General features: G+C 52.1%; 24 protein-coding genes and 1 riboswitch. All 24 genes read right to left on the reverse strand.

Annotated features, from left to right (window positions below; translation table 11 throughout):
* Nucleotides 1-80 precede the first annotated feature (80 nt).
* Nucleotides 81-1,697: a peptide ABC transporter substrate-binding protein gene (locus MWG26_RS13150; protein ID WP_025657112.1), complete on the reverse strand. Its 1,617-nt coding sequence runs from the start codon at nt 1,695-1,697 to the stop codon at nt 81-83.
* A gap of 10 nt (nt 1,698-1,707) precedes the next feature.
* The gene (locus tag MWG26_RS13155; protein WP_025657111.1) at nt 1,708-3,549 is read right to left on the reverse strand and encodes an ABC transporter ATP-binding protein; all 1,842 of its coding nucleotides are present in this window, start codon (nt 3,547-3,549) and stop codon (nt 1,708-1,710) included.
* Nucleotides 3,550-3,555: 6 nt separating this feature from the next.
* Nucleotides 3,556-4,437, reverse strand: coding sequence for an ABC transporter permease (locus MWG26_RS13160; protein WP_240285772.1), 882 nt, complete (start codon nt 4,435-4,437; stop codon nt 3,556-3,558).
* Complete coding sequence (locus MWG26_RS13165) at nt 4,434-5,354, reverse strand: ABC transporter permease (protein WP_025657110.1); 921 nt, start codon at nt 5,352-5,354, stop codon at nt 4,434-4,436. Before MWG26_RS13165 ends, MWG26_RS13160 begins: the two co-directional genes overlap by 4 nt.
* A 188-nt stretch (nt 5,355-5,542) precedes the next feature.
* Nucleotides 5,543-7,084 carry a uroporphyrinogen-III C-methyltransferase gene (cobA, locus tag MWG26_RS13170; RefSeq protein ID WP_025657109.1) on the reverse strand — a complete coding sequence of 514 codons (1,542 nt, stop codon included), beginning with the start codon at nt 7,082-7,084 and terminating at the stop codon, nt 5,543-5,545.
* Nucleotide 7,085: 1 nt separating this feature from the next.
* Nucleotides 7,086-7,967 (reverse strand): hydroxymethylbilane synthase, encoded by an 882-nt coding sequence (gene hemC / locus MWG26_RS13175; protein WP_025657108.1) that lies wholly within the window; start codon nt 7,965-7,967, stop codon nt 7,086-7,088.
* On the reverse strand, nt 7,964-9,484 hold the full coding sequence (locus tag MWG26_RS13180; RefSeq protein WP_117440777.1) for a cobyric acid synthase: 1,521 nt from the start codon (nt 9,482-9,484) through the stop codon (nt 7,964-7,966). Before MWG26_RS13180 ends, hemC begins: the two co-directional genes overlap by 4 nt.
* Nucleotides 9,472-10,557 carry a pyridoxal phosphate-dependent aminotransferase gene (locus MWG26_RS13185; protein ID WP_025657107.1) on the reverse strand — a complete coding sequence of 362 codons (1,086 nt, stop codon included), beginning with the start codon at nt 10,555-10,557 and terminating at the stop codon, nt 9,472-9,474. Before MWG26_RS13185 ends, MWG26_RS13180 begins: the two co-directional genes overlap by 13 nt.
* A 26-nt stretch (nt 10,558-10,583) precedes the next feature.
* Complete coding sequence (gene cbiB, locus MWG26_RS13190) at nt 10,584-11,552, reverse strand: adenosylcobinamide-phosphate synthase CbiB (protein WP_025657106.1); 969 nt, start codon at nt 11,550-11,552, stop codon at nt 10,584-10,586.
* Nucleotides 11,549-12,148: a histidine phosphatase family protein gene (locus MWG26_RS13195; RefSeq protein ID WP_117440778.1), complete on the reverse strand. Its 600-nt coding sequence runs from the start codon at nt 12,146-12,148 to the stop codon at nt 11,549-11,551. Before MWG26_RS13195 ends, cbiB begins: the two co-directional genes overlap by 4 nt.
* A complete protein-coding gene (locus MWG26_RS13200; RefSeq protein WP_025657105.1) occupies nt 12,139-12,906 on the reverse strand; it encodes an adenosylcobinamide-GDP ribazoletransferase in 768 nt (255 codons plus the stop codon). The genes MWG26_RS13195 and MWG26_RS13200 overlap by 10 nt, the downstream gene beginning before the upstream one ends.
* 76 nt (nt 12,907-12,982) lie before the next feature.
* The gene (gene cobT / locus MWG26_RS13205) at nt 12,983-14,041 is read right to left on the reverse strand and encodes a nicotinate-nucleotide--dimethylbenzimidazole phosphoribosyltransferase (protein ID WP_025657104.1); all 1,059 of its coding nucleotides are present in this window, start codon (nt 14,039-14,041) and stop codon (nt 12,983-12,985) included.
* Nucleotides 14,042-14,065: 24 nt separating this feature from the next.
* The gene (locus MWG26_RS13210; protein WP_025657103.1) at nt 14,066-15,508 is read right to left on the reverse strand and encodes a cobyrinate a,c-diamide synthase; all 1,443 of its coding nucleotides are present in this window, start codon (nt 15,506-15,508) and stop codon (nt 14,066-14,068) included.
* A gap of 56 nt (nt 15,509-15,564) precedes the next feature.
* The gene (gene cbiE / locus MWG26_RS13215; protein WP_117440779.1) at nt 15,565-16,803 is read right to left on the reverse strand and encodes a precorrin-6y C5,15-methyltransferase (decarboxylating) subunit CbiE; all 1,239 of its coding nucleotides are present in this window, start codon (nt 16,801-16,803) and stop codon (nt 15,565-15,567) included.
* A complete protein-coding gene (gene cobJ / locus MWG26_RS13220) occupies nt 16,796-17,527 on the reverse strand; it encodes a precorrin-3B C(17)-methyltransferase (RefSeq protein WP_025657102.1) in 732 nt (243 codons plus the stop codon). Before cobJ ends, cbiE begins: the two co-directional genes overlap by 8 nt.
* On the reverse strand, nt 17,520-18,293 hold the full coding sequence (gene cobM, locus MWG26_RS13225; RefSeq protein ID WP_025657101.1) for a precorrin-4 C(11)-methyltransferase: 774 nt from the start codon (nt 18,291-18,293) through the stop codon (nt 17,520-17,522). The genes cobJ and cobM overlap by 8 nt, the downstream gene beginning before the upstream one ends.
* Nucleotides 18,294-19,028: a precorrin-2 C(20)-methyltransferase gene (gene cobI / locus MWG26_RS13230; RefSeq protein WP_044927254.1), complete on the reverse strand. Its 735-nt coding sequence runs from the start codon at nt 19,026-19,028 to the stop codon at nt 18,294-18,296.
* 77 nt (nt 19,029-19,105) lie between these two features.
* Nucleotides 19,106-20,272 (reverse strand): cobalt-precorrin-5B (C(1))-methyltransferase CbiD, encoded by a 1,167-nt coding sequence (gene cbiD / locus MWG26_RS13235; RefSeq protein WP_044927243.1) that lies wholly within the window; start codon nt 20,270-20,272, stop codon nt 19,106-19,108.
* Nucleotides 20,273-20,291: 19 nt separating this feature from the next.
* Nucleotides 20,292-21,074 carry a sirohydrochlorin cobaltochelatase gene (locus tag MWG26_RS13240; RefSeq protein WP_025657098.1) on the reverse strand — a complete coding sequence of 261 codons (783 nt, stop codon included), beginning with the start codon at nt 21,072-21,074 and terminating at the stop codon, nt 20,292-20,294.
* Between the two features lie 50 nt (nt 21,075-21,124).
* Nucleotides 21,125-21,985, reverse strand: coding sequence for an energy-coupling factor ABC transporter ATP-binding protein (locus tag MWG26_RS13245; RefSeq protein WP_025657097.1), 861 nt, complete (start codon nt 21,983-21,985; stop codon nt 21,125-21,127).
* Nucleotides 21,982-22,755 (reverse strand): cobalt ECF transporter T component CbiQ, encoded by a 774-nt coding sequence (gene cbiQ / locus MWG26_RS13250; RefSeq protein WP_025657096.1) that lies wholly within the window; start codon nt 22,753-22,755, stop codon nt 21,982-21,984. Before cbiQ ends, MWG26_RS13245 begins: the two co-directional genes overlap by 4 nt.
* Nucleotides 22,756-22,786: 31 nt before the next feature.
* Complete coding sequence (locus MWG26_RS13255) at nt 22,787-23,098, reverse strand: energy-coupling factor ABC transporter substrate-binding protein (protein ID WP_025657095.1); 312 nt, start codon at nt 23,096-23,098, stop codon at nt 22,787-22,789.
* 1 nt (nt 23,099) lies between these two features.
* Nucleotides 23,100-23,849, reverse strand: coding sequence for an energy-coupling factor ABC transporter permease (locus MWG26_RS13260; protein WP_025657094.1), 750 nt, complete (start codon nt 23,847-23,849; stop codon nt 23,100-23,102).
* 104 nt (nt 23,850-23,953) lie between these two features.
* Nucleotides 23,954-24,155: riboswitch (cobalamin riboswitch) on the reverse strand.
* A gap of 72 nt (nt 24,156-24,227) precedes the next feature.
* Complete coding sequence (locus tag MWG26_RS13265; protein WP_025657093.1) at nt 24,228-24,755, reverse strand: cob(I)yrinic acid a,c-diamide adenosyltransferase; 528 nt, start codon at nt 24,753-24,755, stop codon at nt 24,228-24,230.
* Nucleotides 24,756-24,796: the final 41 nt, after the last annotated feature.

A 24,796-nucleotide genomic window follows, 5' to 3' on the forward strand; every position in this document is an offset into this window, starting at 1 on the left:
GTAAAAGTTCAGGCAGACCTGAACTTTTACGATGTATCACTTTTCTGCTGTATGAACTGTTTATACTTTCTTGCTTCTTCTTATTTCTCAATATCTGCATACCGGTATTCCAATGCCCCCGTAGCCGGAATCTGTGTCACCCCGGTGATCTCCGGGCGGATAAGATTACAGCTCTTCATGGAAAACAACGGGATGATATAGAACTCTTCTCCTACTGCCAGCTGCTCTGCTTCATGCATCAGAGACGCCCGCTTCTGAGGATCTGTCTCCGTGTCGGACTGTGCAACCAGACTGTCATATCTTTCATCCTGAATGCCGCTGCAGTTATAGGTTCCGTTAGAAAGCAGCATGGACAGATACGTATAGGGATCCGCAAAATCCGCTGTCCAGTTCATTCTGCACAGGTCAAAATTGCCCGCACGGCGTTCTGTATAGTTTACCTGCAATTCCTGGGCATTGAGTTCAATATCAATGTTCAGGTTCTTTTTCAGCTGCTCTTTGAAAACCTGGGCCGTATCGGAATCCATTTCCAGTGACGGATAGTTATAAGTCAGCGTCGGAAATCCCTCTCCATCCGGGTACCCGGCCTCTGCCAGCAGTTGCCTGGCCTCTTCCACATTTTCTTCGAAGGGAGGTTCTGCACCGTCCACAAAATATTCACCGGTGGTTTTATCCTTCATATACTTTGCGATAAAATTCACGGTAGGCTCTGTGTCTTCGCCCACGATCTGGCAGAGCTCCTCCCGGTTAATGGCGAGATTGATCGCCTTTCTCACCCGCACATCGTCCAGCGGCTTTACATTCAGGTTCGGGTAGATATACCTGGTGGCAATCGTATCGGTAATCACCAGATCATCCTTTCCATCATACAGTTCCATAACAGAGGACTGGAGGGACGGGGCAACGTCTACCTCGCCGGTCTCATACGCATTTGCCATTGACTGCGTGTCATCGAAGAAACGGTAGGTGATTTTATCCAGCTTCACCTGTTCTGCATTCCAATATTTGGGATTCTTTTCCAGGACAAAATACTGCTCCGGCACATATTCTGTGAGATAAAACGGGCCGTTTGATACGCTGGTTGCCGGACTCTTGTCCCACCCGCTGTCCACTGAATCCGCATATTTCGTGCAGGACGGCGTATAGACCGGAAGCCGCAGCAAATCCAAAAAGTATACACAGGGCTTCTCCAGTGTAAAGATCAGGGTATTGTCATCCGGAGTTTCCACTCCCAGGCTGTCCACGTCCGCTTCTCCGTTGTAAATGGCTTCTGCATTTTTTATAGGGAACAGGTAATTGGCATATCCATTACCGCTTTTCGGATCCAGAGATCTGACTATCGTGTTCAGAAAATCCGCAGATGTCACCGGGGTTCCGTCAGACCAGGACGCTTCTTTGCGCAGGTGGAAGGTCCAGACCGTGGAATCGTCGTTGACCTCGTAGGATTCTGCCGCCCGGTATTCAATCTCGCCCTGGGCATTATAGGTCAGCAGCTCGTCCAGTGCGGACACGGAATATGCCAGATAAGTCAGAGCAATCATCCCCGCCGGATCCAGTCCCCCAGTCTCACTGTTCGTAGCCACCACGATTTCCTTACTTTCTTTTGCTTTCTCAGGTTCCTCCTTGCTGCCACATCCGCTCAGTACAAATGTGGCTAGTAAAGACACGGACACAATAACACTCAGTATTTTTTTCATGCTTTTCTCCTTATATTTGTGAAGTCATCTTGTAATCACCGCTTCTTCTTCCCGTATATTCCACCGAATACAGGAAACAGGCTACCTTCCTGTCACCAAAACAGTACGTTTTTGGCCGGCCTGTATGGCAGCACTCCATCGCATATCCGCAGCGAGGTGCAAACGGGCAGCCTCCTGCACTCTCTGCCTTCTGTCCTGGTTCTCCTGCTGCCGCCATCCCCCGGCGCTTCCTGGCTGTCCGCGGATCTGGGGTCAGTATCGCCGACAGAAGAGCTTTCGTGTAAGGATGCCAGGGATCTTCGTAGATGGATTGTGTCGCCCCGGATTCCACAATACTTCCGGCGTACATAACCCCTATCCTCTGGCTGATTCTTTTTACCACGTTCAAATCATGGGATATAAACAGATAGGAAACCTGGGTTTCTCTCTGAATCTTTTCCAGCAGTTCCAGTATCTGTTCCTGAATCGAAACATCCAGCGCCGAAACCGGCTCATCGCAGACGATCAGCTCAGGTCTTAGCATCAATGCCCTTGCGATCCCGATTCGCTGACGCTGTCCCCCGGAAAAAGCCCGCGGATATTTTCCTGCGTCATCCGGATTCAGCCCGGCCAGTTCCATGATATCCGCTACCTTTTCTTTTCTCTCATCCGGAGGATCCGCCGTGTTCAAAAGCAGCGGTTCCTCCAGTGTCTCCCGGACTGTCATCCTTGGATTCAGCGACGCATAAGGATCTTGAAACACCATCTGGATCTGGCGGCACATCCCCTCCAGCTCTTTTCCCCGGTAAATTACCTTGCCCTCCGAAGGAGCATGTACCCCGGTTATCATTTTAGCGACCGTTGTTTTCCCGCACCCGCTCTCTCCGACTAGGCCGTAGGTCTCTCCCTTATCAATCTCAAAGGAGACGTCGCGCACGGCCTCTGGCTGATTCCCTTTTGCCTGTCCTCCCCCTCCGGAATAGGATTTCGTCACATGCTTCAGTGTGAGCAGCGGCTCGGAGGATATTTTTTTCTTTGTCAAAGCGCTGAGGCCGTTGGCCCTCTCAATGAGCAGACGTGTGTATTCTTCCCGGGGATCATAAAAGATTTCCTCTACGGTACCCTCCTCTACCATTTTTCCGTTCTTCATAACCAGAACACGGCGGCACACCGATGCGATTACGCCAAGATCATGGCTCACCAGCAGAACCGCGGTCTCCGTCTCCTCGGCAATCCGGGCCAGCAGTTTAAGAATCTGCCCCTGAACCGTCACATCCAGCGCCGTGGTAGGCTCATCGGCTATCAGAAGCTTCGGAGCACATGCCAGTGCTATGGCGATAGCCGCCCGTTGGCGCATCCCCCCTGACATCTCGAAAGGATACTTATCCAGGCACTCTCTCGGCCGCCGCAGCCCTGCCATATCCAGCAGTTCTTCGGCTCTTTGCTTCGCCTGCGCACGGGTACAGCTTTTATTGTGCGCGCGCACCGCTTCTGTGATCTGCCTTCCGATCTTTACCGTGGGATTCAGATAGGACAGCGGATCCTGGAACACCATAGCGATCTGGCTGCCGCGGATCTGCTGCATCTTTTTCTCATAGGCTTTTTGTTCCTGTTTCCTGGGTCTGCCTTCCCGGTAAGGAGGAGGCGCGATCTCTTCCCCGTTCAGGAGCATTTTTTGGCACATCACCTCTGCACGCTCGGGAAGCAGCCCCAGAACTGCCTGCATAGCCGTACTCTTCCCCGAGCCCGACTCTCCGACAATCCCCACGATCTCTCCCGGGCCGATCTCAAAGCTGAGACTGCTCACGGCCTCGCCATTTGCATGTCTGTCATGAAATTGTACGCTCAAATCCTGTACACTCAATACATTCATTTGCAGTTAACCTTCCTCTTCCAGGCGGGACGCTCTCTCAAGCCCTGCCCCGATCAAATTTACAGATAATATCAAAATACACAGCACCGCAATCGGATAAAACATCTGGGACGGATAGACCTGCATCTGGCTCCTGGCATCCTGTATTAATGTGCCCAGGCTCGCCACCGGCGCAGCTATGCCCACGCCCACAAAGCTGAGGAACGCCTCCGTAAATATCGCCTTCGGTATCTGAAACGTGATGTTCACGATCACCGGCCCTGCCGCATTCGGCAGCAAATGCTTCCTCAGAACTCTTACGGTTCCAGCTCCCGCCATCCTGGCCGCAACACAGAATTCCCGTTCTTTCAGCCGCATGACCTCGCCTCGGACAATCCGGGCCAGGTCAATCCAGCCGGATATGCAGATGCCGAGCAGGATACTGCCCACATTTGCTCCCAGAACAAGCATAATAAGTATGACATACAATAGGGAGGGGATGGCGTCAATGATATCTGCAAGCCTCATCATGAGCATGTCCGTTTTCTGACCTGCATATCCGGCGATGCTCCCGTAGAGGATACCGATTACACCGCAGAACAGGGCGCTGCCAGCCCCCACAAGCAGGCTGATTCTGGTGCCGTACCACACTCTGACGAAGAGATCCCTGCCGAATTTGTCTGTCCCAAAGAGATGCTGCAGGGACGAACCGGCGTTTTGAATCTCCACATTCTGTGTTTCATAGGAATAGGGTGACAGCGCAGGTACCAGAAGAGCCAGCAGAATAAGAGCAGCCAGCAGAATACCGCCTGTCAGCACATAGGGATTTAACTTTTTTTTGAAACCTGCAGGAGAATTGTCCGGCTGACAGACACTTAAGGGCTGTCTCTGGTAAATCGTCTTTTTCATCGGCAGGCCCTCCTTACACGTGGATCCAGCCATGCACACAGCAGATCCGTAAGCAGATTGATGCCGATCACCACGATTCCCATAAATACGGTCAGACCCATGATCAGCGTGTAATCCCGGTTTCCTATGGAATTCACGAATTCCCGTCCCAGTCCCGGTATGGTAAATATACTCTCAACCACAAAGCTTCCGGTCAGCAAAAATGCCGCTGCAGGACCGATATAATTCAACACCGGAATCCAGGCGTTTTTCAATATATGGGTAAGCGCCGTCCTGCCCGGCTTCAAACCTTTCGCCCTGGCCAGCACGACATAGTCCTTCTGCATCTCCTCCCGGAATGTATTCTGCATCATCCGGGCAATAACCGCCGTCGGATATACTGCCAGCGAGATCACAGGCAGTATATAATTCTCCGTGCCGGTCAGGCCTGCAATGGGAAGGAGTTTCAGCTTCACCCCGAAGAAAAACATCAGAAGCAGGGCTATGACAAAGTTGGGGATACCGGTTCCAAGTATGGCCCCCAGAAATATTCCTCCTTTCACGGCCTTTCTGTCCGAAGATGCCTGCCAGATGCCAAGCAGTGTTCCGAACACCACAGCCGCCAGGATTGCCAGACCTCCAAGGGCCGCTGTCATAGGCCAGGCACGGCGGATCACTTCCACAACAGTCACTCCCGGCTTCTTATAGGAGACACCCAGGTCTCCCTGAAGAAGATTGCCCAGATACAGCCTGTACTGTTCCGTCATGGGCTTGTCCAGACCGTACTCCTCCTCCATGGATTTCAGAACATCACCGGACACATTTCCGCTTTGAAACGGGCTTCCCGGCATCAGGCGGGTCAGAAAAAACGCGGCTGTTACCAGTACGAAAAGAGAAAGGATACCGATAAATATCCGTTTGCCTGTATATTTCAGCATTTGAACTTCCTCCTTTCGTACTGTGCGTTACTATGCACGGCCTATGGGCCGTGCATAGTAACGGCATCTTGCTCATTTAAAGTCGCCTGTGGCGAGGAGCCAGATGCCCGGCTCCATCACTTTATTGGCTCGGATGCCGTGCAGCGTGGTGCACGGCCCCGTGAATAGTAACTACTGTGCTTCCGGGTTTACAACTCTTTTGAAGCCAATTCTTCTATCAGCAGATCTGTCAGGCTGTCTATGGAAGCCTTCTCGGAAACCCGGATCTGCATGTGGTATTTTGCTGCCTCGGCTGCGGTCTGTTCTCCAATACAGACTGCCAGTAAACTACTGTAGTCCTTAAGCTTCATGGCATTTACAAAACCGCGGACCGTGGACGCGCTTGTGAATGTAACTGCATCAATCCCACCCTCTTCAAAGAGGCCGGTGATTTTCTCCCGGATATGACTGTGCGTCTTATAAACCGTCTCATAAAGCGCAATATCTTCTGCCTCAAGTCCTGCCTCCCTTAACGGCGGAAGCAGTTCCTCGGAACCAATCTTAGCCCGGACTATAGTCACACAGCTTCCCGGTTCTGCCGCTTCTGCCAGCGCCTTCCCCAGACTGGCAGCACAGTAGACTTCCGGCACCAGATCCGGGAACAGGCCATATCCCTGAAGCGCCTTTTCGGTAGCGCTTCCAATCGCAGCAAGCTTGATCGCTGCCGGCCTGCCAAACAGGCTGCGCAAATCTGTTTTCATTTCAGCCAGCTGTCCGAAAAAGACCTCTACCCCGATGGGGCTTGTAAACACAAGCCATTCTTCTTTGGCACGGGTTCCGAACCTTTCCAGCGCCTCCTTCAGAACCGGATTGGGGGAGAGTGCCTCCGTCACGATCGAGGGCAATTCTATCACCTGTGCTCCCAGTCCGCGCAGCCTTGCCGCCAGCCTGGAGCTGTTCTGCCGGGGCCTCGTGATGAGGATCTGCCTGCCCCCCAGCACCCGGTCTTCCGCCCAATGGAAGGTATCTGCCAGACCGCAGACTTCGCCCACCAGAATAATGGCCGGGGTGCCGATTCCTGCTTCTTTTGCTGCTTTTGGCAGTCCTGACACAGTGGAGACTACCCGCCGCTGGGCAGCGAGTGTTCCTTTTTCCAGTACGGCCGCAGGCATATTTTCGTTCATCCCCGCGTCCATAAGACCTTTTAGGATGGTCTCCATGGAAGCAATTCCCATCAGAAATACGAGTGTCCCCCCGAGCCCCACGAGGGAAGGATAATCAATTCTGCTGGTTCCATCCTTTCTCGGATGTCCTGTAATCACATGGAAAGAAGAAGTATAATCTCTGTGGGTAATCGGAATCCCCGCATAGGCAGGTACTGCTGCCGCAGAAGTCACGCCGGGGACTACCTCAAAAGGAATCCCGTTTTCTTTCAGCAGCTCCAGCTCTTCGCCGCCCCGCCCGAATATAAACGGGTCGCCGCCTTTCAACCGCAGCACCTTTTTCCCTTTTTGGGCCTCCTCCAGCAGAATTTCATTGATCCCCTCCTGAGGGACCAGGTGGTGTCCGGACCGCTTTCCCACATGGATCAGTTCCTTTTCATCCGGAATCTGGCTCAGAATCTCTGCGCTGATCAGCGCATCATATACGATAACATCCGCCTCTTCCAGCAGCTGTTTCGCCCTCACGGTCAGAAGTCCCGCATCCCCCGGGCCGGCGCCTGCCAGCCAGACTTTTCCGCTCTTTTCCATCTCAATCCCTCCGTCTCATGTCTTCTGCCAGAGCTGCGCCAAGCTGTCTGGCATCCGCCGTATTACCAATTCTTGTCTCTGTCCAGTAAGTATCATCCTCTTCGCGGTAATACAGACCTGTCAGTTTCAGTTCGCTGCCATTTGCCTCCGCGTGCGCCGCTACCGGTGAAGTGCAGCCGCCATCCAGGGCTGCTACAAATTCGCGTTCCGCAAGAGCTTCAAACCTGCTCTTTGCGCTCTCCACGCAATCCAGGAAGGAATGGTCTTCCCCTTTCCTGCCCTGAACGGCCAGAATTCCCTGGCCGGCTGCGGGAACCATCTCTTCTGTGCTGAATATCCGTCCGATGACATGCTCCATGTTCAGACGTCTCAGCCCAGCCGCTGCCAGGATCGTTCCGTCATAGCCCTCTTCCTCCAGCTTGCGGAGACGGGTCTGGACATTTCCCCGGATCCCGCGGAAAGTACATCCTGGATACAGTTTACCAAGCTGCAGGCTGCGCCTTCTGCTGGAAGTCCCAATGACGCCGTTTTCCGGAACCCCGCTGCATCCCGGCCTGCAGATCAGCGCATCTCTTGGATCTATCCGTCTGCTGTATGCGGCAATGGGCAGCTCCTCTGGTATCTCCATGGGCATATCCTTCAGGCTGTGCACAGAGATATCAATACTTCCCTCTAAGAGTGCTTTATCCAGTTCTTTCACAAATAATCCCTTGCCGCCGATCAGTTCCAGGCTTTTATCCAGGATTTTATCACCCGTCGTCTTCATCGTAACCAGTTCGACCTGTATCTCAGGATGGTTCTTCTGTATCAGTTCTTTCACTATTTCCGCCTGAATGACGGCCAGCCGGCTCTCCCGGCTTCCTATCCGAATGACAGAGCTCATGATGTATGGTTTCCTTTCTCCAAGATCTCATAAATTGCCTTCATATCCATATTTTCCCGAATAATATCAGCCAGCTTATCATACTGTTCTTCCTTGTATACCGCCAGATCCACCGCTTTGACGGCCCCGGCATCCAGTCCTTTCTGCTTCAGCAGCACAGCTGCAACCGCTCCGGCCGCCTCCGGCCGGTCAAAAACGCCGTGCACATAACAGCCGCACACGCTCCCGGCCGCCGCACCGTCCAGCTTAACCGCTTTTCCCTGAACGTCGTCTTCCAACGTAAGGATCGGCTGTTCATCCCCCATAAAACTGGTAGTTCCCATATGGATTTCATAGCCCTCAATTTTTACGCCGTTCAATTCTTCCAGGGCGCCGCTCAGATTCCGGAACTGCCCGCTGACCCTGGTTCTCGTCTTCTGCGGCTCGAATACAGTTTTCACGGGAAGCAGCCCCATCCCCTTTACAGATCCCTGATGTTCCATGCCCTGCGGATCCACGATTTCTTCCCCGAGCATCTGGTAGCCGCCGCAGATGCCGAAGACCAGTTTTCCCGCTGCTCCATGGCGGATCACTTTAGCCTCCAGCCCGTTCTGGCGCATCCACAGCAGGTCTTCGATGGTATTCTTGCTGCCCGGCACGATCACGGCGTCCGGGCTGCCGAATTCTCCCGCAGAGGTTACATATCTCACCGAAACGCCCTCTATGCATTCCAACGCCAGGAAATCCGTAAAATTCGAGATACGGGGAGTACGGATCACCGCGATATCCAGTATCCCCACGGTTCCCTTTTTATCAAATCGTTCCGTCAGGCTGTCCTCATCGTCAATGTCCAGGTAAAAATAGGGAATCACCCCCTGCACCGGCACCTTTGTCCTTTCCTCCAGCATATCCAGGCCGGGGCGCAGAATTTCCTTGTCCCCCCGGAACTTATTGATCACGGTGCCTTTGATCCGATCCCGCTCCTCCTTGTCCAGAAGCTCCAGTGTTCCCACGATCTGTGCAAACACACCGCCCCTGTCAATATCCCCTACAAGCAGCACCGGCGCATCCACCAGCTTTGCCATTCCCATGTTTACGATATCATCGTCCTTCAGGTTGATCTCCGCCGGGCTTCCCGCGCCTTCGATCACAATGATATCATATTGTTCCTCCAGCTTGTGATATGCCTCCAAAATAGCCGGAATATACTCTTTTTTATGGCGGTAGTACTCTGCCGCAGACATCACACCGGTTACCTCACCGTTTACAATCACCTGGGAGCCCGTGTCATTGGTCGGTTTCAGAAGAATCGGGTTCATCTCCACGCAGGGCTCTATCCCCGCAGCTTCCGCCTGCATGACCTGTGCTCTGCCCATCTCCAGGCCTTCCTTTGTAATATAGGAGTTCAGCGCCATGTTCTGTGATTTAAAAGGGGCCGTTTTGTACCCGTCCTGCCGAAAGACTCTGCAAAGCCCTCCCACCAGTATGCTTTTTCCTGCATTAGACATTGTTCCCTGGATCATAATTACCTTTGCCACTGTTCTCCCATCCTTTCTGCATCCCGTATTTCTTTCTGCCCGCAGACCTCTTCCAGCGCGCGGATCAGCAGGCGGTTCTCCTCCCTGCCTTTCACGGCCACCCTGTAATATCCCTGTTTCAATCCTTCGTAATTGCTGCAGTCCCTGATCAGTATCTTTTTTTCTTTCAGCAGTGTAAATAAGTCATAACTGCTTTTCAGAAGCATATAATTTGCTGAGGACGGAAAATACCTGACTCCTATTCTTTCAAATTCTTTTTCCATCATTTTCCGTTCCTCACTCACAAAAGCTCTGGTAGTTTTTACCCGTTCTTCCTCCTTCAGAGCCGCAATTCCCGCCGCCTGGGCCGGAGCCGACACGCTCCAGGGCTGTCTCACCCGTTCCATTTTTTCCATAAGTTCCTCATCCGAACAGATTCCGTATCCCAGACGCAGTCCCGGCATGGCATGCATCTTTGTAAATGCGCGGAGCAGAAAGAGCTTGCGGTACTTCCGTACTTTTTCGGGAGCGAACACCAGTTCCTGATTATCCAGAAATTCGTAAAAGCATTCATCCAGTATCATCCGGATTCCCAGCCTCTCACATTTTTCTGCAATCTTTTCCAGCAGATCCGGCTCTATCATATTGCCTGTTGGATTATCCGGTGCGCAGAGAAAAATCAGATCCACATCCTCTGTCAGCATATCAAGATACTCCTCTCCAAGCCGGAAACTCTCTTCCTCCCTGAGATAATAATATCTGATCCCGCAGCCCGACGCGGCAAGCGCCTGCGCATATTCCGCAAAAGAAGGCGCTGTCAGCACGGCCTGTTTCGGCCTTTCGGCGGAAACGAGAGAGAAGATCAGATCCGCAGCCCCGTTCCCGAATACCAGCCTCTCCCCGGACACTCCCAGCTGCTTTGCCAGCGCCTCCCTGAGTGCCCGGCACCTGCTGTCAGGATAAGCCCCGACCGAATCCATCGCCCGGCATGCTGCCTCCTTCACCGCCGCACTCGGGCCGAAGGGATTGATATTTGCGGAAAAGTCGGTCATTCCTCTGTATGTATAAATATCCCCGCCATGTATGTAATCCATGGGAACCTCCTTAAATAATATATCGTTTAGAACCAAAACAGGATCAGCAGAACCTTTACTGCGCCTGCCAGAAGAAATGTAAGAACCGCAGTCCCATAGAGCAGTCTGCCCGCTCTCACAATATCCTCCGCCTCTACAGGCCTGAGCGCATCCCCGATGTGTTTTTTCTTATACAGCTTTCCGAAATAACATGCATCCCCTGCCAGCTGTATTTGGAGCGCCCCTGCACACACAGCTTCTGTCTGGGCGGAATTCGGACTTGCATGGTTCATACGGTCCCTCCGGTAGATCCGCCAGGCATTCTTTCCATCCATCCCCAGCATATATGCGGCCGCCGTCATCAGCCAGGCGGACTGCCTTGCCGGGATATAGTTCAGCACATCATCCAGCTTTGCAGCAGTCCTTCCCAGGTACAAATATTTTTCATCTTTATAACCGATCATAGAGTCCATCGTGTTGACCGCTTTATAGAAAAACCCAAGGGGCGCACCCCCGATCATCATAAAGATCAAAGGAGCTGTCACTCCGTCGGAAGTATTCTCCGCTACGGTCTCCACTGCTGCCTTAACTACGCCCGCCTCATCCAGCTGATCCGTATCTCTTCCCACGATCATGGACACGGCTTTGCGGGCTCCCGGAAGGTCTCCTTTTTTGATCTCATCGTACACCTTCCGGCTCTCCTGCTTTAAGGACTTCGCCGCCAGAAGCTGATAGCACCAGAAACTCTCCAATACGAACCGCAGCGCCGGATGAATCCGCCCTGCGGCATACAACAGGATGCATGGTACGATAACGGATACCGCAATCACAAGGATACAGATCACTGTTCCTGCCCAGAGCAATTTTTTTTCATCCCTCCCGCACAGGACGCGCGCCTTTTTTTCCAGCCATGCAATCAAGGCCCCTATCAGCCTCACCGGATGATAAAGCCACACCGGATCTCCGCATATAAAATCTAATATAAATCCTGTCCCACAGGCGATCAGTGACATCATAACTTCTCAATCTCCCCGCTTACTCTGCTGCCTTGGCGCCAGGCTTCTTCATCCAGCGCCACCCGGTATCCTCCGCCGTTTTCCAGCTGCCAGTGATAGAACTCCCTTTTCTCTTTATCAATACAGGACAGCACCGCCATAATCGTGCCGCCGTGTACGACCATGGCCGCCTTTTTCACCTCTTCCGAGATCAGCCGGTCTACGCATTCGTAAAATCCCTCCACACAGCGCTGTCTGAACAGCTTCGGGTCCTCCCCCTCAGGGAAGGGTATAGTTCCATTGGAATCCAGCCATTCCTGATAAGCCGGAATCTCTTTTAGTTCTTCATAGCGTTTCATTTCAAAAAGCCCAAAGTCACATTCCCGCATTTTTTCACAGAGAACAGGGGTTTTATCCGGAAATATACAGGCTGCCGTCTGGATGCATCTTTTCATGGGGCTTATGATTACCTGCTCCACATCCCGGCATGAGTCCTGCCTTTCCCGAATGAGCTGCTCTCTTCCCTTCAGGTCTGCCAGAGGCTCGTCGGTTCTTCCTATATATCTTTTCTCAACATTTCCCGGTGTCTGGAAATGCCGGATCATGATTATCTCCATCCAATCCCTCCTGCCAGAACAATCACGGTAAGCATGGCCAGTTCACAGAGCTGCAGGAAGTACCCCGCCAGATCTCCGGTTATGCCTCCGAATTGTTTTTTACATGTATGCCTGTAGTATAGAAATACCAATACCGCTGCCGCCAGAGCTGCCGTTCCCAGCGCAGGGCTCAGGATCAGCATCAGCGCGCCCGCCGCAAGAAAACACAGGCTTGTCGCTGCTCGCACGGTCTTTTTCTGGGCCCCATCCTGGAATGTCCTCGCCAGCCCGCTGTTGCGCGCCGCCGGAAAGGTTACGACAGAGAATCCGCTCATAGAGCGGGAAATCACGTATCCGCATGCGATCACCGGCAGCATATCTTTCGTTACTTCACTCCATATCGCGGCATTCCATAGGAAATAACAGCACATGCCGAGAATCGCAAACGCCCCGGAATTAGAGTCCTTCAGAATGGCAAGCTTTTTCTCCCTGTCACCGTAGGAGCTGAGCGCATCCATGGTGTCCATAAAACCGTCCATGTGGATGCCTCCGGTCACCAGAACGGGCAGCAGCGTCATTGCCGCCGCAAACAGAAACGTACCTGCGCCCAAGTCCAGCAGGAGTCCGCCCACTATGACTTCCAAAACGCCAAGCACGCCCCCGACTACCGGGAAAAAGCACATCGCATACTTCATATTTTTTTCGTTCCAGTCCACCCGCGGCATCGGAATTTTAGAATACATGGAAAATGCAATCGCGCAGGATTTCAGCAGATACATAAGGTTCCTCTTTTCTTTCTCAGATTACTCCCGATAACATCACTGCCCTGTCTTAGAGTGTGTCTCCGGATTTACTTTATTTTAGTACTTCGTATTTCTCAATATTCGTTTCCTCAAAGGTGCTCATCTGCAGATATACCTGCAGCCCCATCTCCAGGAGCGGAAATACTGCCACCGCGCCGCTTCCTTCCCCAAGGCACATGTCACAGGTCAGAAATGGCGCCAGCCCGAGCGCGTCCAACAGCATCTGTCCGGCCGGTTCCTTAGATACGTGGGAGGGCATCATATAATCCAGCGATGCAGGCACAAGCCTGGCTGCGCACAGTGCTGCAACCGCAGAGATAAAGCCGTCGATCACAACCGGGATATGATAAAGTGCGCCGCCCAGATAGACTCCGGCAAGCCCGGCAATATCCAGGCCTCCGACTTTTGCCATCACATCCATGGCATCGTCCCTGTCCGGCCTGTGTCTGCAGATGGCCTCTTTGATCACACTGATTTTGCGTTCCAGGCCTTCACTGGTCAGCCCGGCCCCTTTACCAGTCACCTCTTCCACCGGCTTGTCCAGAAGGACTGCTGCCACAGCGCTGCTTGTCGTCGTATTGCCGATTCCCATTTCACCGGTAGCCAGAATGTCATATCCCTGCTCTTTGAGTTCTCCAGCGATCCGGATCCCTGTCACCACGGCCTGCCAGGCTTCCTCTCTGCTCATGGCCGGTTCCTGTGCCAGATTTTTCGTGCCGCAGGCCACTTTTCTGTCCGCCCTGGTAACAGAAGGCACATCTGTCACCATCCCGATATCCACAGGAAACAGATCCGCGCCCGCAACCTCACTCATGATTGCAACGCTTGCCGCTTTTTTCGTAAAATTATCCGCAACGATTGCTGTGACTTCCTGGCCCGTCTGTGTGACCCCCTCCGCCACAACACCGTTGTCCGCACACATGATAACCAGGCCCCTCTTTTTCAGTTCATACTGGGCGCTTCTTTTCATCCCCGCAATCCGAATGACAGCATCCTCCAGCTTCCCCAGGCTGAACAGGGGCTTTGCCACGGACATCCACCGCCTCCTGGCAGCCTCAGCGCTGGCTTTATCGGCCGGCTCGATCTGCGCCCTCAATTTTTCCAGTGTCATATCATCTTTTTCTGCTGTCATTTCTCAAGGTCTCCTTTTCCTACATTCTTCTATAAAACGGCCGGCAAATGCCTGGTTAGAATAAAAGTGGATATGGGGAAATCCTGCGAACAGGCTACCTTCCATGTGAATGCATTCCCACTTTCTTTTTCGATCGGTCTTGACGGCAAGGCAGTCTGTTCCATTGTCTGTACTGTCCCAATAATGAAACTCGTGTCCCCTTATCTTTTTCCCTTTATCCAGATATAGCCCCGCTTTCATGGCTTCCAGCTCTATATAGCCAAAGCGTACCAGGCGCTTTGTCCGGAATGCTTTTCCTGGTATCACTCCCGCCATTCTGCGTGCAGTGCCTTTGTCGTCCTCCATCTCTTCATGCAGATACAGAAATCCACCGCACTCTGCAAGGCAGGGGAGCCCGTCCGCAAGCGCATGTTTTACCGAACTGCGCATGGACGCATTCTTTTCCAGCTGTTCTGTATAAAGCTCGGGATAGCCGCCTCCCAGGATCAGGCCCTGGATGTCATCCGGAAGAGAGCGGTCTCTTAAAGGGCTGAACTGAACCAGCTCACAGCCCGCCTTTTCCAGAAACGCCAGATTATCTTTATAGTAAAAGCAAAATGCTTCATCTCTGGCAACCGCAATCCTGACCGGGGCGCCGTCAGCATCCCGTTCTTTATCCGCTGTTTGCTTCCCCCGGGCGGCTTTTGTGTCTGCGGGATGAAACGCCTCTTTGTCACTGTACCAGACTTCCGGCATTCCCCCGGAAAACTGTGCGGCGATCTTCAGCAGACAATCCAGTTCCACAGTCTCTGACAGGATCTTTCCGGCCTCCTCCAGCTGCTCTCTGATCTCCCCGATCTCCTGCGGCGTCACCAGTCCCAAGTGCCTGCTCTCCAAACCAAACACCGGATTTTCCGGCACATAGCCTATCACAGGGATCGGGTACCCCGCCTGCGCCAGGCCGGTTTCGATCATCCGTTTCATCTTCGGATAGAGCATCCCGGATACACGATTTAACAGGATCCCGCTGATATTACTGTCCTTGCGGAATCCAAGGATCCCCTGAATGACAGGAAGAACAGAAAGTGCCATACCCCTGCACGGGACGACGAGAATGACCGGCGCCTTCAGGGTCCGTGCCACATCGTAGGAACTGCCTCTTTCACTGTCCAGCGCCATTCCGTCATAATATCCCATGACCCCTTCTATGACCGTTATGTCCGCCTGTTTTGCATGCTCATGGAATAAGGCCCGCATAACCTGCGGCTCACAGAAAAATAAATCCAGGTTCTCGGATTCAATCCCCAGAACCTCCCGGTGGAACATGGGGTCAATATAATCCGGTCCGCATTTGCATGCGGACACCTTCATCCCCTTCTGTTTCAGGGCAGACATCAGTCCGCAGGAAATCACGGTCTTACCGCTCCCGCTGGAAGCGGCGGCTATCATAAAACTTGGAATCTGCATACCTGCTCTTCTCCTTTTTCCTCTCCGTTACTATCCTTACTGCCGTTTTCCGGTTACTATGCGCGATCCATAGGCCGTGAATAGTAACGTTTTCCGGCAGAAATAATGTATACGGGATTCTGTCCCGTCATCATATGGTAAGCCCCCAGTTTCCGGGATTTGGCTGCGGACAGCTGCACGATCTCCGCATCGGGCAGGAGCCCCTCCTCCAGCGCTTCCATGGCCTCTTTTACCGTCTCCAGAGAGATCGCATTCAGCACAATCCGTACATCAGGGTTCTTCTCCAGCACAAGTCTTAAGATGTCTTTTAGATTACCGGAACTGCCTCCGATAAATACATGGGTCGGCGGCTCCAGCGCCTCGATTGCTTCCGGCGCCGTTCCCTCCACAATCTGCACATGGTCACAGCAGAACTTCCTGCGGTTTTGGCCGATGAGTTCTACGCCCTCCGGGGTTTTTTCGATGGCATACACCCGAATGCTTCCCGACTGGCAGGCTGCTTCCATGCTGACTGACCCGGTTCCAGCACCTACGTCATAGAGCACGGCTTCCTCCGTGAGCGCAAGTTTTGCGAGGCTGACCGCCCGGATTTCCGATTTTGTCATGGGTACCCTGCCGCGGATATACTCTTCATCTTCCATATGCAGGCAGACCCGCTTATCCGGACTGGGGTTCCGTACATAAGCGGCGGCAAGACCGTCAAGGTCCTGCGGTTCCAGCTCTCTGCCCCTCTTATGGAGAATCTCCTCCTCTTCATAGGAGAGATGTTTTCCTATGTAAAATTCGGTCTCACCCAGGCCATAATCTCGTATCTTCTCACAGATCTCACGGGCGCATTCGATTCCTCCGAACAGCAGAAACGTCTTCTCGTGTTTCGCGATCTCATAGATGAAATTCTGTTTTCTTCCATGTATGCTCACAAGAGCAGCGTCTTCCCAGGAAATCCCCAGTCTTGCCGCCAGATACACCGCGGAAGATATTCCCGGTATCGTATAAACCGGATAATCCGCAAGCTCTTCTTTCAGCTTTCTGGCCCCGCTGTAGAAGCCGGGATCCCCGGAAAGCGCCACCGCCGCCTTCCTGTATTCTCCGTGTGATTTCAGGAAATCGTGGATTTCCTTCGGTTTATAAGAGTGAAATACGGGCTTTCCAAATGACTGCAGGGCATCGGTCATCCGCTGCGCCCCGATAATGCAGTCGCATTCCCGGAATATCTGTTCTGCCTGGGCTGTTAGGGAGTTTCTGTTTCCCATCCCGATTCCGGTGAGATAAATGATCTGTTTTTCTTTACACATTCCGATATCCTCTGGGAGTCACCATCTTCCCGTTCAGTTCTTTTGTCTGTTCATTTCCGATAAACACGGTGGTAAACATATCAACCTCTGTATCTCTCAGTTCTCCAAGGGTAAGGATCCTGCTGGCTTCCTCTTCTCTCCCGATATTGCGCACGGTACCGCAGACCGTATCCGGGCTTTTATACTCCAGCATGTAGTCACAGGCCTTCTGCAGGTAGTCCTTACGCTTCCGGCTGGACGGATTGTACAGGCAGATCACAAAGTCCGCCATGGCCGCCGCCTTCAGCCTCTTCTCTATCTTTTCCCATGGCGTCAGCAGATCGCTTAAGCTGATCACTGCAAAATCATGCATCAGAGGCGCTCCCAGTACCGCGGCGCCGCCATTAGCGGCGGTAATCCCCGGCACAATCTCGATCTCCACGTCCGGATACTCCGCACCGGTCTCGTATATCAGGCCAGCCATGCCGTAGATCCCGGCGTCTCCGCTGCACACCATCGCCACGTCCCGGCCCCCTGCCGCCTCCTCCAGCGCCATCTGGCAGCGCTTTACTTCCTGGGTCATGGGGGTGGTCAGATACGTTTTCTCCGGGTATTGCTGTTTAATCAGATCTACATACACCGTATATCCTACGATGACCTTGCATTTATCCAGCGCAGCCCTTGCCTCCAGTGTCATCTGCCTGTCTGCCCCGGGCCCCAGCCCTACCACATATACCTTACTCATTTGTCTTCCCCTCTCTGCTTGCTTTCCGGAATTCCGTAGTAAAAGACGGATTGTAAAGTTCGGATCGGTCATAGCCGCCCTCCAGCACATCCCCGACTACAATCAGCGCCGTCTTGGTAATGCCTTCGCTCTCCCCGGTATTGGCCAGGGTGTCCACTGTACAGCGGCAGACTTTCTGTTCCGGCCAGGTGGCCTTATACACGATAGCCGCCGGTGTATCCTTCTCATATCCCCCCGCCAGCAGTTCTTTTTCCAGTTCCGCAAGCATCCCCGTGCTCAGGAATATGACCATGGTTGCATGGTGTGCGGCGAAACTTCTGATGGACTCTTTCTCCGGCACCGGTGTCCTGCCGGCCATTCTGGTAATCACCACGGACTGGGATATCCCGGGAAGGGTATACTCTGCCTCCAGAGCTGCAGCGGCCCCGCAGAATGAACTGACTCCCGGGCAGACTTCATAGTCAATGCCTTCTTGTTTCAATGCATCCATCTGTTCCTTGATCGCGCCGTACAGACACGGGTCTCCGGTGTGGAGACGTACCACCCTCTTGTGATTTTTCTCTCCCCGGATCATGACGTCCAGCACTTCCTCCAACGTCATTAACGCACTGTTATGTACCTCACAGCCATCTTTTCTAACCTCCAGCAATGCGGGATTTACAAGGGACCCTGCATATACAATGATGTCAGCCTCCTGCAGATACTTCTGTCCACGCACGGTAATCAGATCTGCTGCTCCGGCTCCTGCCCCAACAAATGCAATCATCTACTTTTCCTCCTTTAATATGATCAGTGAATAATAACTCGCCTCATCCGGAATGTCCTCCGCCTGGCAGTAGATCTTCTCTCCGGGCATCCCGCAGTTCTCCACCATCTGAACCCGGAGCTTCTTCTCTTTCACTGCCTGTTTTACGTAAGGCATCTTTTTTCCGGCCTTCATCAGAACCTTGGTTCCCGGCATCTCCAGGCTTTCCTCGATCCCATAGGACGCCGGAATAATATGTAATTCGTCCCTGTTTTCCACAAGGCCGGAATCCATTCTGGCCGCTGCAGCGCAGAAAGAAGTGATGCCGGGCACCAGGCTGGTCCTGCATCCCCGTTCTTTCAAACGCTTGTGGACATAGAGGCAGGTGGAGTATACACTGGGATCCCCCAGCGTAATAAATGCCACATTTCTGCCCGAACGCAGGACTTCTTCTGTCTTATCCGCGCATTTGTCATGAATCTCTTTCAGCTGTGTCTTTTCCTTCATCATCGGCATGGGAAGGAACAGCTTTGCTTTACGGACGATCTCCGGGATCACGGGCAGGACAATCTGCCACGCTACACATTTTTCAAGGTAAACAGGCATTCTGCTCTCAGTGCCCGCCTCCTCGTATACCGCGTCCTTCAGCTCCGGACTTGAGACCGCAATGGCAACGACCTCACATTCTTTTATGGTGTTCACCGCCTTCAGCGTCATCAGCTCCGGGTCTCCCGGTCCCACACCTACTGCATACATTATTCCGCAGTTTACTGCGGATCCGTCCGTAGGGCATGAATTACGGAGTGCCCTTTGGGTATACATTATTCCTTCGCTCATACCTGCTCCCTTCTGATCTGTTCCAATAATTCTTCTGCATTTTTCGTTTTCCCAAGAATTCCTTCTTCTTTGGAAAATACGACCGCCCCGATTGTCAGCGTATCTCCCGCGCGCTGTCTCAGATGAAATTCAATCCGTCTGATTACCGTCTCCATTACAGGGCGCAGTAACTTTCGTTCTTTCAAATAATCCAGGGCTTCCGTTGTCGTGATGCAGTCCATGATTTTCTCTGCATCCGCCGCTGAGGCGCCTGCCATTGCCGCATGGGAGGCAAGCACTTCCATCCGGCAGTCCGCCTGGCGGGAATGGGTGTTCATAACCCCTGCTGCCAGTTTGACCAGTTTGCCCACATGGCCGATCAGCAGAATGCCTTTCATTCCCAGGCTCACCGCATCATCGATGGTCTCGCCGATATAGTTACTGCATTTTACGGCCAGGCTGCCGTCATATTTTAAAGACTCTGTCAGAAAATCGCTCCCATAATTGCCTGGCACCACATAACACCAGTCATGTCCATTCTCCTTCAATACTTTCATTTCCAGAAAAATCGTATCCGTGAGGGCCTTTTCACTCATCGGCTCTACAATCCCGCTTGTGCCGAGCACTGAGATGCCGCCTTCGATCCCCAATCTGGGGTTAAATGTCTTCGAAGCCAGTTTTCTGCCCTCGGGAATCGTGATTACAATCTCCAGCCCTTTGCTGTAGCCGAACCTCTCCCTTTGCTCCTCGACCGCTCCCAAAATCATCTGCCTGGGAACTCTGTTGATTGCGGCCTCTCCGATCTCCTGCTGAAGCCCTTTCTTTGTGACTCTTCCGACCCCTTCTCCCCCATCCAGGCAAAGGGATCCATCCGCGGTCTTTTTCACTTCTGCATAAATATAGATACCATCCGTAATATCCGGATCGTCCCCGCTGTCCTTCTGGACAGCACAGCGGACCCGGTCCGGGCCAATGTCTATCTGCTCGATGTCCAGATACAATGTGATGCCTTTCGGAGTCAACAGGGATACCTGTGTGATGACTTCTTTTGAAAGGAGCATGTACGCGGCGGCTTTGGCTGCCGCTGCCGCACAGCTGCCGGTGGTATAGCCCGAGCGCAGCTGCTTTTGGTTTTTCCATACTGTCTCTGCCTGCGTCCTGCCTTTTGGCAGCTGTTTTTCCATGGTCTTTCTCCTCTCTCTGTTACATAGCGGCTTCAATATGTTCAACAAAGATATTGCGGATTCCCTTCATCTCGCCCAGCCCCCGGATCAGTGCCTTCACTTCATAGCCGGCGTCCTCCAGTTCTGCCTTCCAGGAATCGTCTTCCCCCGCCATATCGTTCTTCGCATGGTCACCTGCCACCACCATAAACGGCATCAGCGTTACCTTGCGGATTCCGGAGATTTCCAGTTTCGTCATGACGTTCCTCAGATCTGGAAAACCTTCTACCGTGCCCACCAGCACCTGATTGTAGCCAAGTGAGTGGAAGGTATACTCCAGGGTCGGGTATGCTGAATTCGCATGATGGTCTGTGCCGTGCCCCATCAGGATCAGTGCCTCGCCCTCCTCCAGGGTAACCTCCGCCATCATGGCATGAATGGATTTCTTATAGTCATCCACACTGGTAAGAAGCGGATTTCCCACGCGTATCCTGCGGAATCTGTCTGTGTAATCCATCACGTCCCTGAGCATTCTGTCGTTCTCTATCCCGTTGATAATATGGGTCGGCTGTACAATAACCTGCTCGATTCCGTCCTCTGCCATCTGTTCCATGGCTTCTTTGACATTCGCTACGAATAAATTTTCCTTTTTCTGCAGTTTGTTCTTAATCATTTTGCTGGTAAATGCGCGATAGATTCTATAGTCCGGAAATGACTCTCCGATCTGCTTTTCAATCGCCGTTATGTTTTTCTCCAGAGTGTCCAGATGGCTCGTCCCAAAACTCACGACAAGTATGGCCTTCTTTCCTGTTATCTTATCCATTTTCTGCTCTCTCTTTCCTATTAATTTCTGATATCGGCCTTCACCGCCTCTTATGCCTTGGAGGAGGCCTCTATATAATATTCCAGTTCTCTTATATTCACAGGCGGCTTCAGTCCGCCTCCCAGTATCCCTTTTTTCTGGAGCCGTGCAAACAGCTTTAATACGGCGGGTTCTTCCTGGTTGGTCATGGCCAGCGCCTCCTGATCCGTACACACTGTGACGGGATCCGCATGCCGCAGTACTCTTCCCTCATGCATCAGCACGATCTCATCAGCCCAGGACAGTGCGTAATCGATATCGTGCGTAGCCATCAGTATCGTAATTCCTTCTTCCGCCAGCCCATCTACGATCTGATTGACGATCTTTGTATGTTTTGCGTCCAGCGCGGCCGCCGGTTCGTCCAGTATGATGACTTCCGGATGCATCACCAGGATGTCGGCGATGGAAACCTGCTTTTTCTGTCCTCCGCTCAGGGCATGGGCCGGGCGGTCCCGGAAGGGCGTTATCTCAAGATGGCCGATCACCTGGTCCACTTCCTGTCTTGCTTTCTCTTCCGCTACACCCATGTTCAGGATTCCAAAGGAAATCTCCTGGTACACGCTTGCCGAAAACAGCTGATTATCCGGATCCTGAAAGACAATGCCGACCCTGCTTCTAAGATCCAGCAATCCCTTTTTGGAGTAATCCACCGGCTTCCCTTCAAATAGAACCATTCCCTCATCCGGCTTATATATCCCATTGCAGCATAGAAAAAAAGTGGACTTTCCGCAGCCGTTTGCACCCATGAATGCCACCTTTTTCCCCCTTTTTATTTTCAGGCTCACGCCGTTTAGGGAGTGCGGGCCTCCTTCTTCATATGCGTAGTGGACATCTCTCGCCTCTATTATGACATCCTTTTCCTCTGTATTCATAAGAATCTCCTCCATATTGTCAATGCAAGCAGGATCACTTCAAACACTGTGATTGCAGCGACCTCCTTTTTTCTGGCCGGATGATGTTCCGCAAGTACTCTGATCCTGCCGTCGTAGCACCTGGATTCCATGGCGTCATACAATGCATTGGATCTCTTAAATGCGCGGAGCAGCAGGCCCGCCCCCATCTTTCCGAAGGAACTCACCGATGTTCGCAGATCTTTGTTGCCCAGCCTGGACTTCTGTGACACCATCATGGCGGAAGCAGTCTCCATGAGCACAAAGATGAACCGGTAGATCAGAAGCATGAGTTCCGTCAATATCTCGGGGCAGTGCAGTTTTGCCAGCACGTCCAGAATATCTGTCATTGTCGTATTGAGAGATAAAAAGTACAGGCAGGACACACTCGCCATGGCTGTCGCAATCAGCTGTATCCCGAATAGAAGGGAATGAAAACTCCCTGTGATAAAAAAGCTGCCCACTGGAATTGCATAAGCATCCAGTGGGACTTTTGAGATATTGACTATAATCGCAAGTGTACTCAATATCAGGAATGTAAAAGGCACCGCCAGCAGCTTTGCGTATTGCCCCGCCGCTATGCGTCCTTTTTTCACGGTCAGGTATGTATTGACTGCAAACGCCACGCCTGCAACGATGAGTGAGCGGCTGACTACACAGAACAGCAGAGTTATCATGGAAAATGCAAACTTTTCAGCCGCATTTACATATCTTAATCTGGAGCGATAACAGAGCTTATCTACTACAATCATGCCGCCCTCCTTCCCGGAATCTTATTCCTCTTTATTCCATCTTTTTCTGCCATTTTTTTCTTTCTACGAATCGTCCCATCACAAAAGCGATGATGCCAACCCCGATCCCTGTCTGGATACAAAAAATCAAGCTTTCTACCTCGCCAGGCAGTTCGCCGCCCAGCGCAGTCTCCAGCACCGGTGTAAACCATGGGGTGTATTCCCCCTGAATCTCTTCTATCATAACGCTCCCCGCGTCATCAGAGCCGCCGAACTCAGCGCCTTTCTTCGCGAACAGGGGCACAATTGCAATTAATACAGCTGCGATCAGAAGAATAATGACTGTTTTTGTATTTTTACTCATCCTATTTTGCCTCCTTTAAAAATCCAATTGCCTTGAGTTCCGGTTTTGCATATGATTCCAGGCCGATGACAATGATAACCGTAAGGATGCCTTCGATGACTGCCAGCGGAAGCTGGGTCGGTGCAAATACACCCAGGAATTTAACAGCAGATGCCGCAACACCGCCGGCCTCGGATGGGTAAGCGAGTGCAAGCTGGATGCTGGTCACACAGTATGTAAAGATATCGCCCAGAAAAGCCGCCAGAAAAACGGATACTTTTCGGTTCACATTCATTTTTTTACAGAGCTGAAAGATTCCAAACGACAGAAGCGGTCCCGCTATCGCCATGGAAAATGTGTTTGCCCCCAGTGTTGTCAATCCGCCGTGTGCCAGCAGAATCGCCTGGAACAAAAGCACGATGATTCCCAGTACGCTGACTGCCGCCGGGCCAAACAGGATTGCCCCCAGCCCTGTGCCCGTCATATGGGAACAGCTTCCCGTCACGGACGGGATTTTCAGGGAAGAAATCACAAAAATAAACGCCCCCGCCATTGCAATCAATGTGATGGTCTTTCTGTTTTCTTTTAATCTTTTTTTCAGGGAAATCAGGCCGGCAACCAGGAATGGAACACAGATAACGCCCCAGGCAATACAGTATTTAACCGGAAGATACCCCTCCATAATGTGCATTGCATTCACAGCCGGTGTGACGGCAAACATCAGCGCAAACGCGATGGCTGCCTTGAGTAAGAATTTTTCTTTTTTTGACATATTTCTCTCTCCTTTTTTGTGATATGTTGTCTTGAAATACCCCCAGGTATACCACAAAATCGTATGAGATCTGCGGCATAACACCCGGTCATATCCCCGTAACCATTCAGATCCATTTAAAAGCGGGTTTTCTGACTCAGGCATCAACACGGTATTCCGCCTTCCCATGAAAATTCTCACAGTGACATCATGGATACCATTCCACCTTTACAGCAACGGGTATTGTGCAGGATTTCCACCTGCTTCCCCTGCGGCCGTCCGCTGCAGATACTATACTCCACTTGGACAGCTTACTTTTAAATTGTATGCCAGACCTGAATTATATACCGAAAGGGTAACATTACCCTTTTGGCTGCTTTTTATCGGAGGTATCTCCCCCTAATACTCGATCCCCCGTCTTGCCCGGATCTCCCGGTCAAAGGGATGTTTGATTTTTCGGATCTCGGAAACATAATCCGCAAGCCCGATCAGCTTTTCGTCCGGATTTCGTCCGGTCAGAACGACCTCCAGTTCCTTAGGTTTCTTTTCCAAAAAGGCCAGCGACTTTGTGTGATCAATGAGGCCATAATGATAGGCTGCCATAAACTCGTCGACCACAAGCATATCATACTCTCCGGATACTGCTTTTTCACAAACCGTATCCCACAGCCGTGCATAAGTCTCCTGAGCCTCCGCTTTCTCCGCTTCGGACAGCGTGTTGAAGAATCCAAATGATTTGTCCATATGGAGTACCGTAATTCCCTCCACGGCATCCAGAATCTTGAGCTCTCCGGAGTCCTCGTTCTTCAGAAAACGCGAAAAAAGAACCTTCATACCGCTTCCGGCCGCTCTGACAGCAAGCCCTGTTGCGGCAGTCGTCTTCCCCTTTCCATCTCCACAGTAAATATGTATCAGCCCGTTTTTCATGCGCCCACCTCATCCAAAATCCCTCTTATTTTATCATAAAT

The organism is Faecalicatena contorta (assembly GCF_022835095.1).
GTDB lineage: Bacteria > Bacillota > Clostridia > Lachnospirales > Lachnospiraceae > Faecalicatena > Faecalicatena contorta.

Excerpts from the sequence above, each read along its gene's own strand:
- MWG26_RS13165 (WP_025657110.1), bottom strand. The coding sequence starts at position 5,354 with ATGCTGAAATATACAGGCAAACGGATATTTATCGGTATCCTTTCTCTT.
- cbiD (WP_044927243.1), bottom strand. The coding sequence starts at position 20,272 with ATGGAAAAACAGCTGCCAAAAGGCAGGACGCAGGCAGAGACAGTATGG.
- MWG26_RS13265 (WP_025657093.1), bottom strand. The coding sequence starts at position 24,755 with ATGAAAAACGGGCTGATACATATTTACTGTGGAGATGGAAAGGGGAAG.
- MWG26_RS13185 (WP_025657107.1), bottom strand. The coding sequence starts at position 10,557 with ATGGATTACATACATGGCGGGGATATTTATACATACAGAGGAATGACC.
- MWG26_RS13260 (WP_025657094.1), bottom strand. The coding sequence starts at position 23,849 with ATGTCAAAAAAAGAAAAATTCTTACTCAAGGCAGCCATCGCGTTTGCG.
- cobA (WP_025657109.1), bottom strand. The coding sequence starts at position 7,084 with ATGGAAAAGAGCGGAAAAGTCTGGCTGGCAGGCGCCGGCCCGGGGGAT.
- cbiB (WP_025657106.1), bottom strand. The coding sequence starts at position 11,552 with ATGATGTCACTGATCGCCTGTGGGACAGGATTTATATTAGATTTTATA.
- cbiQ (WP_025657096.1), bottom strand. The coding sequence starts at position 22,755 with ATGATTGTAGTAGATAAGCTCTGTTATCGCTCCAGATTAAGATATGTA.
- cbiE (WP_117440779.1), bottom strand. The coding sequence starts at position 16,803 with ATGTGTAAAGAAAAACAGATCATTTATCTCACCGGAATCGGGATGGGA.
- cobM (WP_025657101.1), bottom strand. The coding sequence starts at position 18,293 with ATGATTGCATTTGTTGGGGCAGGAGCCGGAGCAGCAGATCTGATTACC.
- MWG26_RS13160 (WP_240285772.1), bottom strand. The coding sequence starts at position 4,437 with ATGAAAAAGACGATTTACCAGAGACAGCCCTTAAGTGTCTGTCAGCCG.
- MWG26_RS13210 (WP_025657103.1), bottom strand. The coding sequence starts at position 15,508 with ATGCAGATTCCAAGTTTTATGATAGCCGCCGCTTCCAGCGGGAGCGGT.
- MWG26_RS13200 (WP_025657105.1), bottom strand. The coding sequence starts at position 12,906 with ATGTATCTGCTGAAATCCTGCGCGATTGCATTTTCCATGTATTCTAAA.
- hemC (WP_025657108.1), bottom strand. The coding sequence starts at position 7,967 with ATGAGCTCTGTCATTCGGATAGGAAGCCGGGAGAGCCGGCTGGCCGTC.
- MWG26_RS13245 (WP_025657097.1), bottom strand. The coding sequence starts at position 21,985 with ATGAATACAGAGGAAAAGGATGTCATAATAGAGGCGAGAGATGTCCAC.
- MWG26_RS13240 (WP_025657098.1), bottom strand. The coding sequence starts at position 21,074 with ATGGATAAGATAACAGGAAAGAAGGCCATACTTGTCGTGAGTTTTGGG.
- MWG26_RS13155 (WP_025657111.1), bottom strand. The coding sequence starts at position 3,549 with ATGAATGTATTGAGTGTACAGGATTTGAGCGTACAATTTCATGACAGA.
- MWG26_RS13195 (WP_117440778.1), bottom strand. The coding sequence starts at position 12,148 with ATGGAGATAATCATGATCCGGCATTTCCAGACACCGGGAAATGTTGAG.
- MWG26_RS13255 (WP_025657095.1), bottom strand. The coding sequence starts at position 23,098 with ATGAGTAAAAATACAAAAACAGTCATTATTCTTCTGATCGCAGCTGTA.
- cobJ (WP_025657102.1), bottom strand. The coding sequence starts at position 17,527 with ATGAGTAAGGTATATGTGGTAGGGCTGGGGCCCGGGGCAGACAGGCAG.
- MWG26_RS13150 (WP_025657112.1), bottom strand. The coding sequence starts at position 1,697 with ATGAAAAAAATACTGAGTGTTATTGTGTCCGTGTCTTTACTAGCCACA.
- cobT (WP_025657104.1), bottom strand. The coding sequence starts at position 14,041 with ATGACACTGGAAAAATTGAGGGCGCAGATCGAGCCGGCCGATAAAGCC.
- cobI (WP_044927254.1), bottom strand. The coding sequence starts at position 19,028 with ATGTATGCAGTAGGTGTGGGACCGGGAGACCCGGAGCTGATGACGCTG.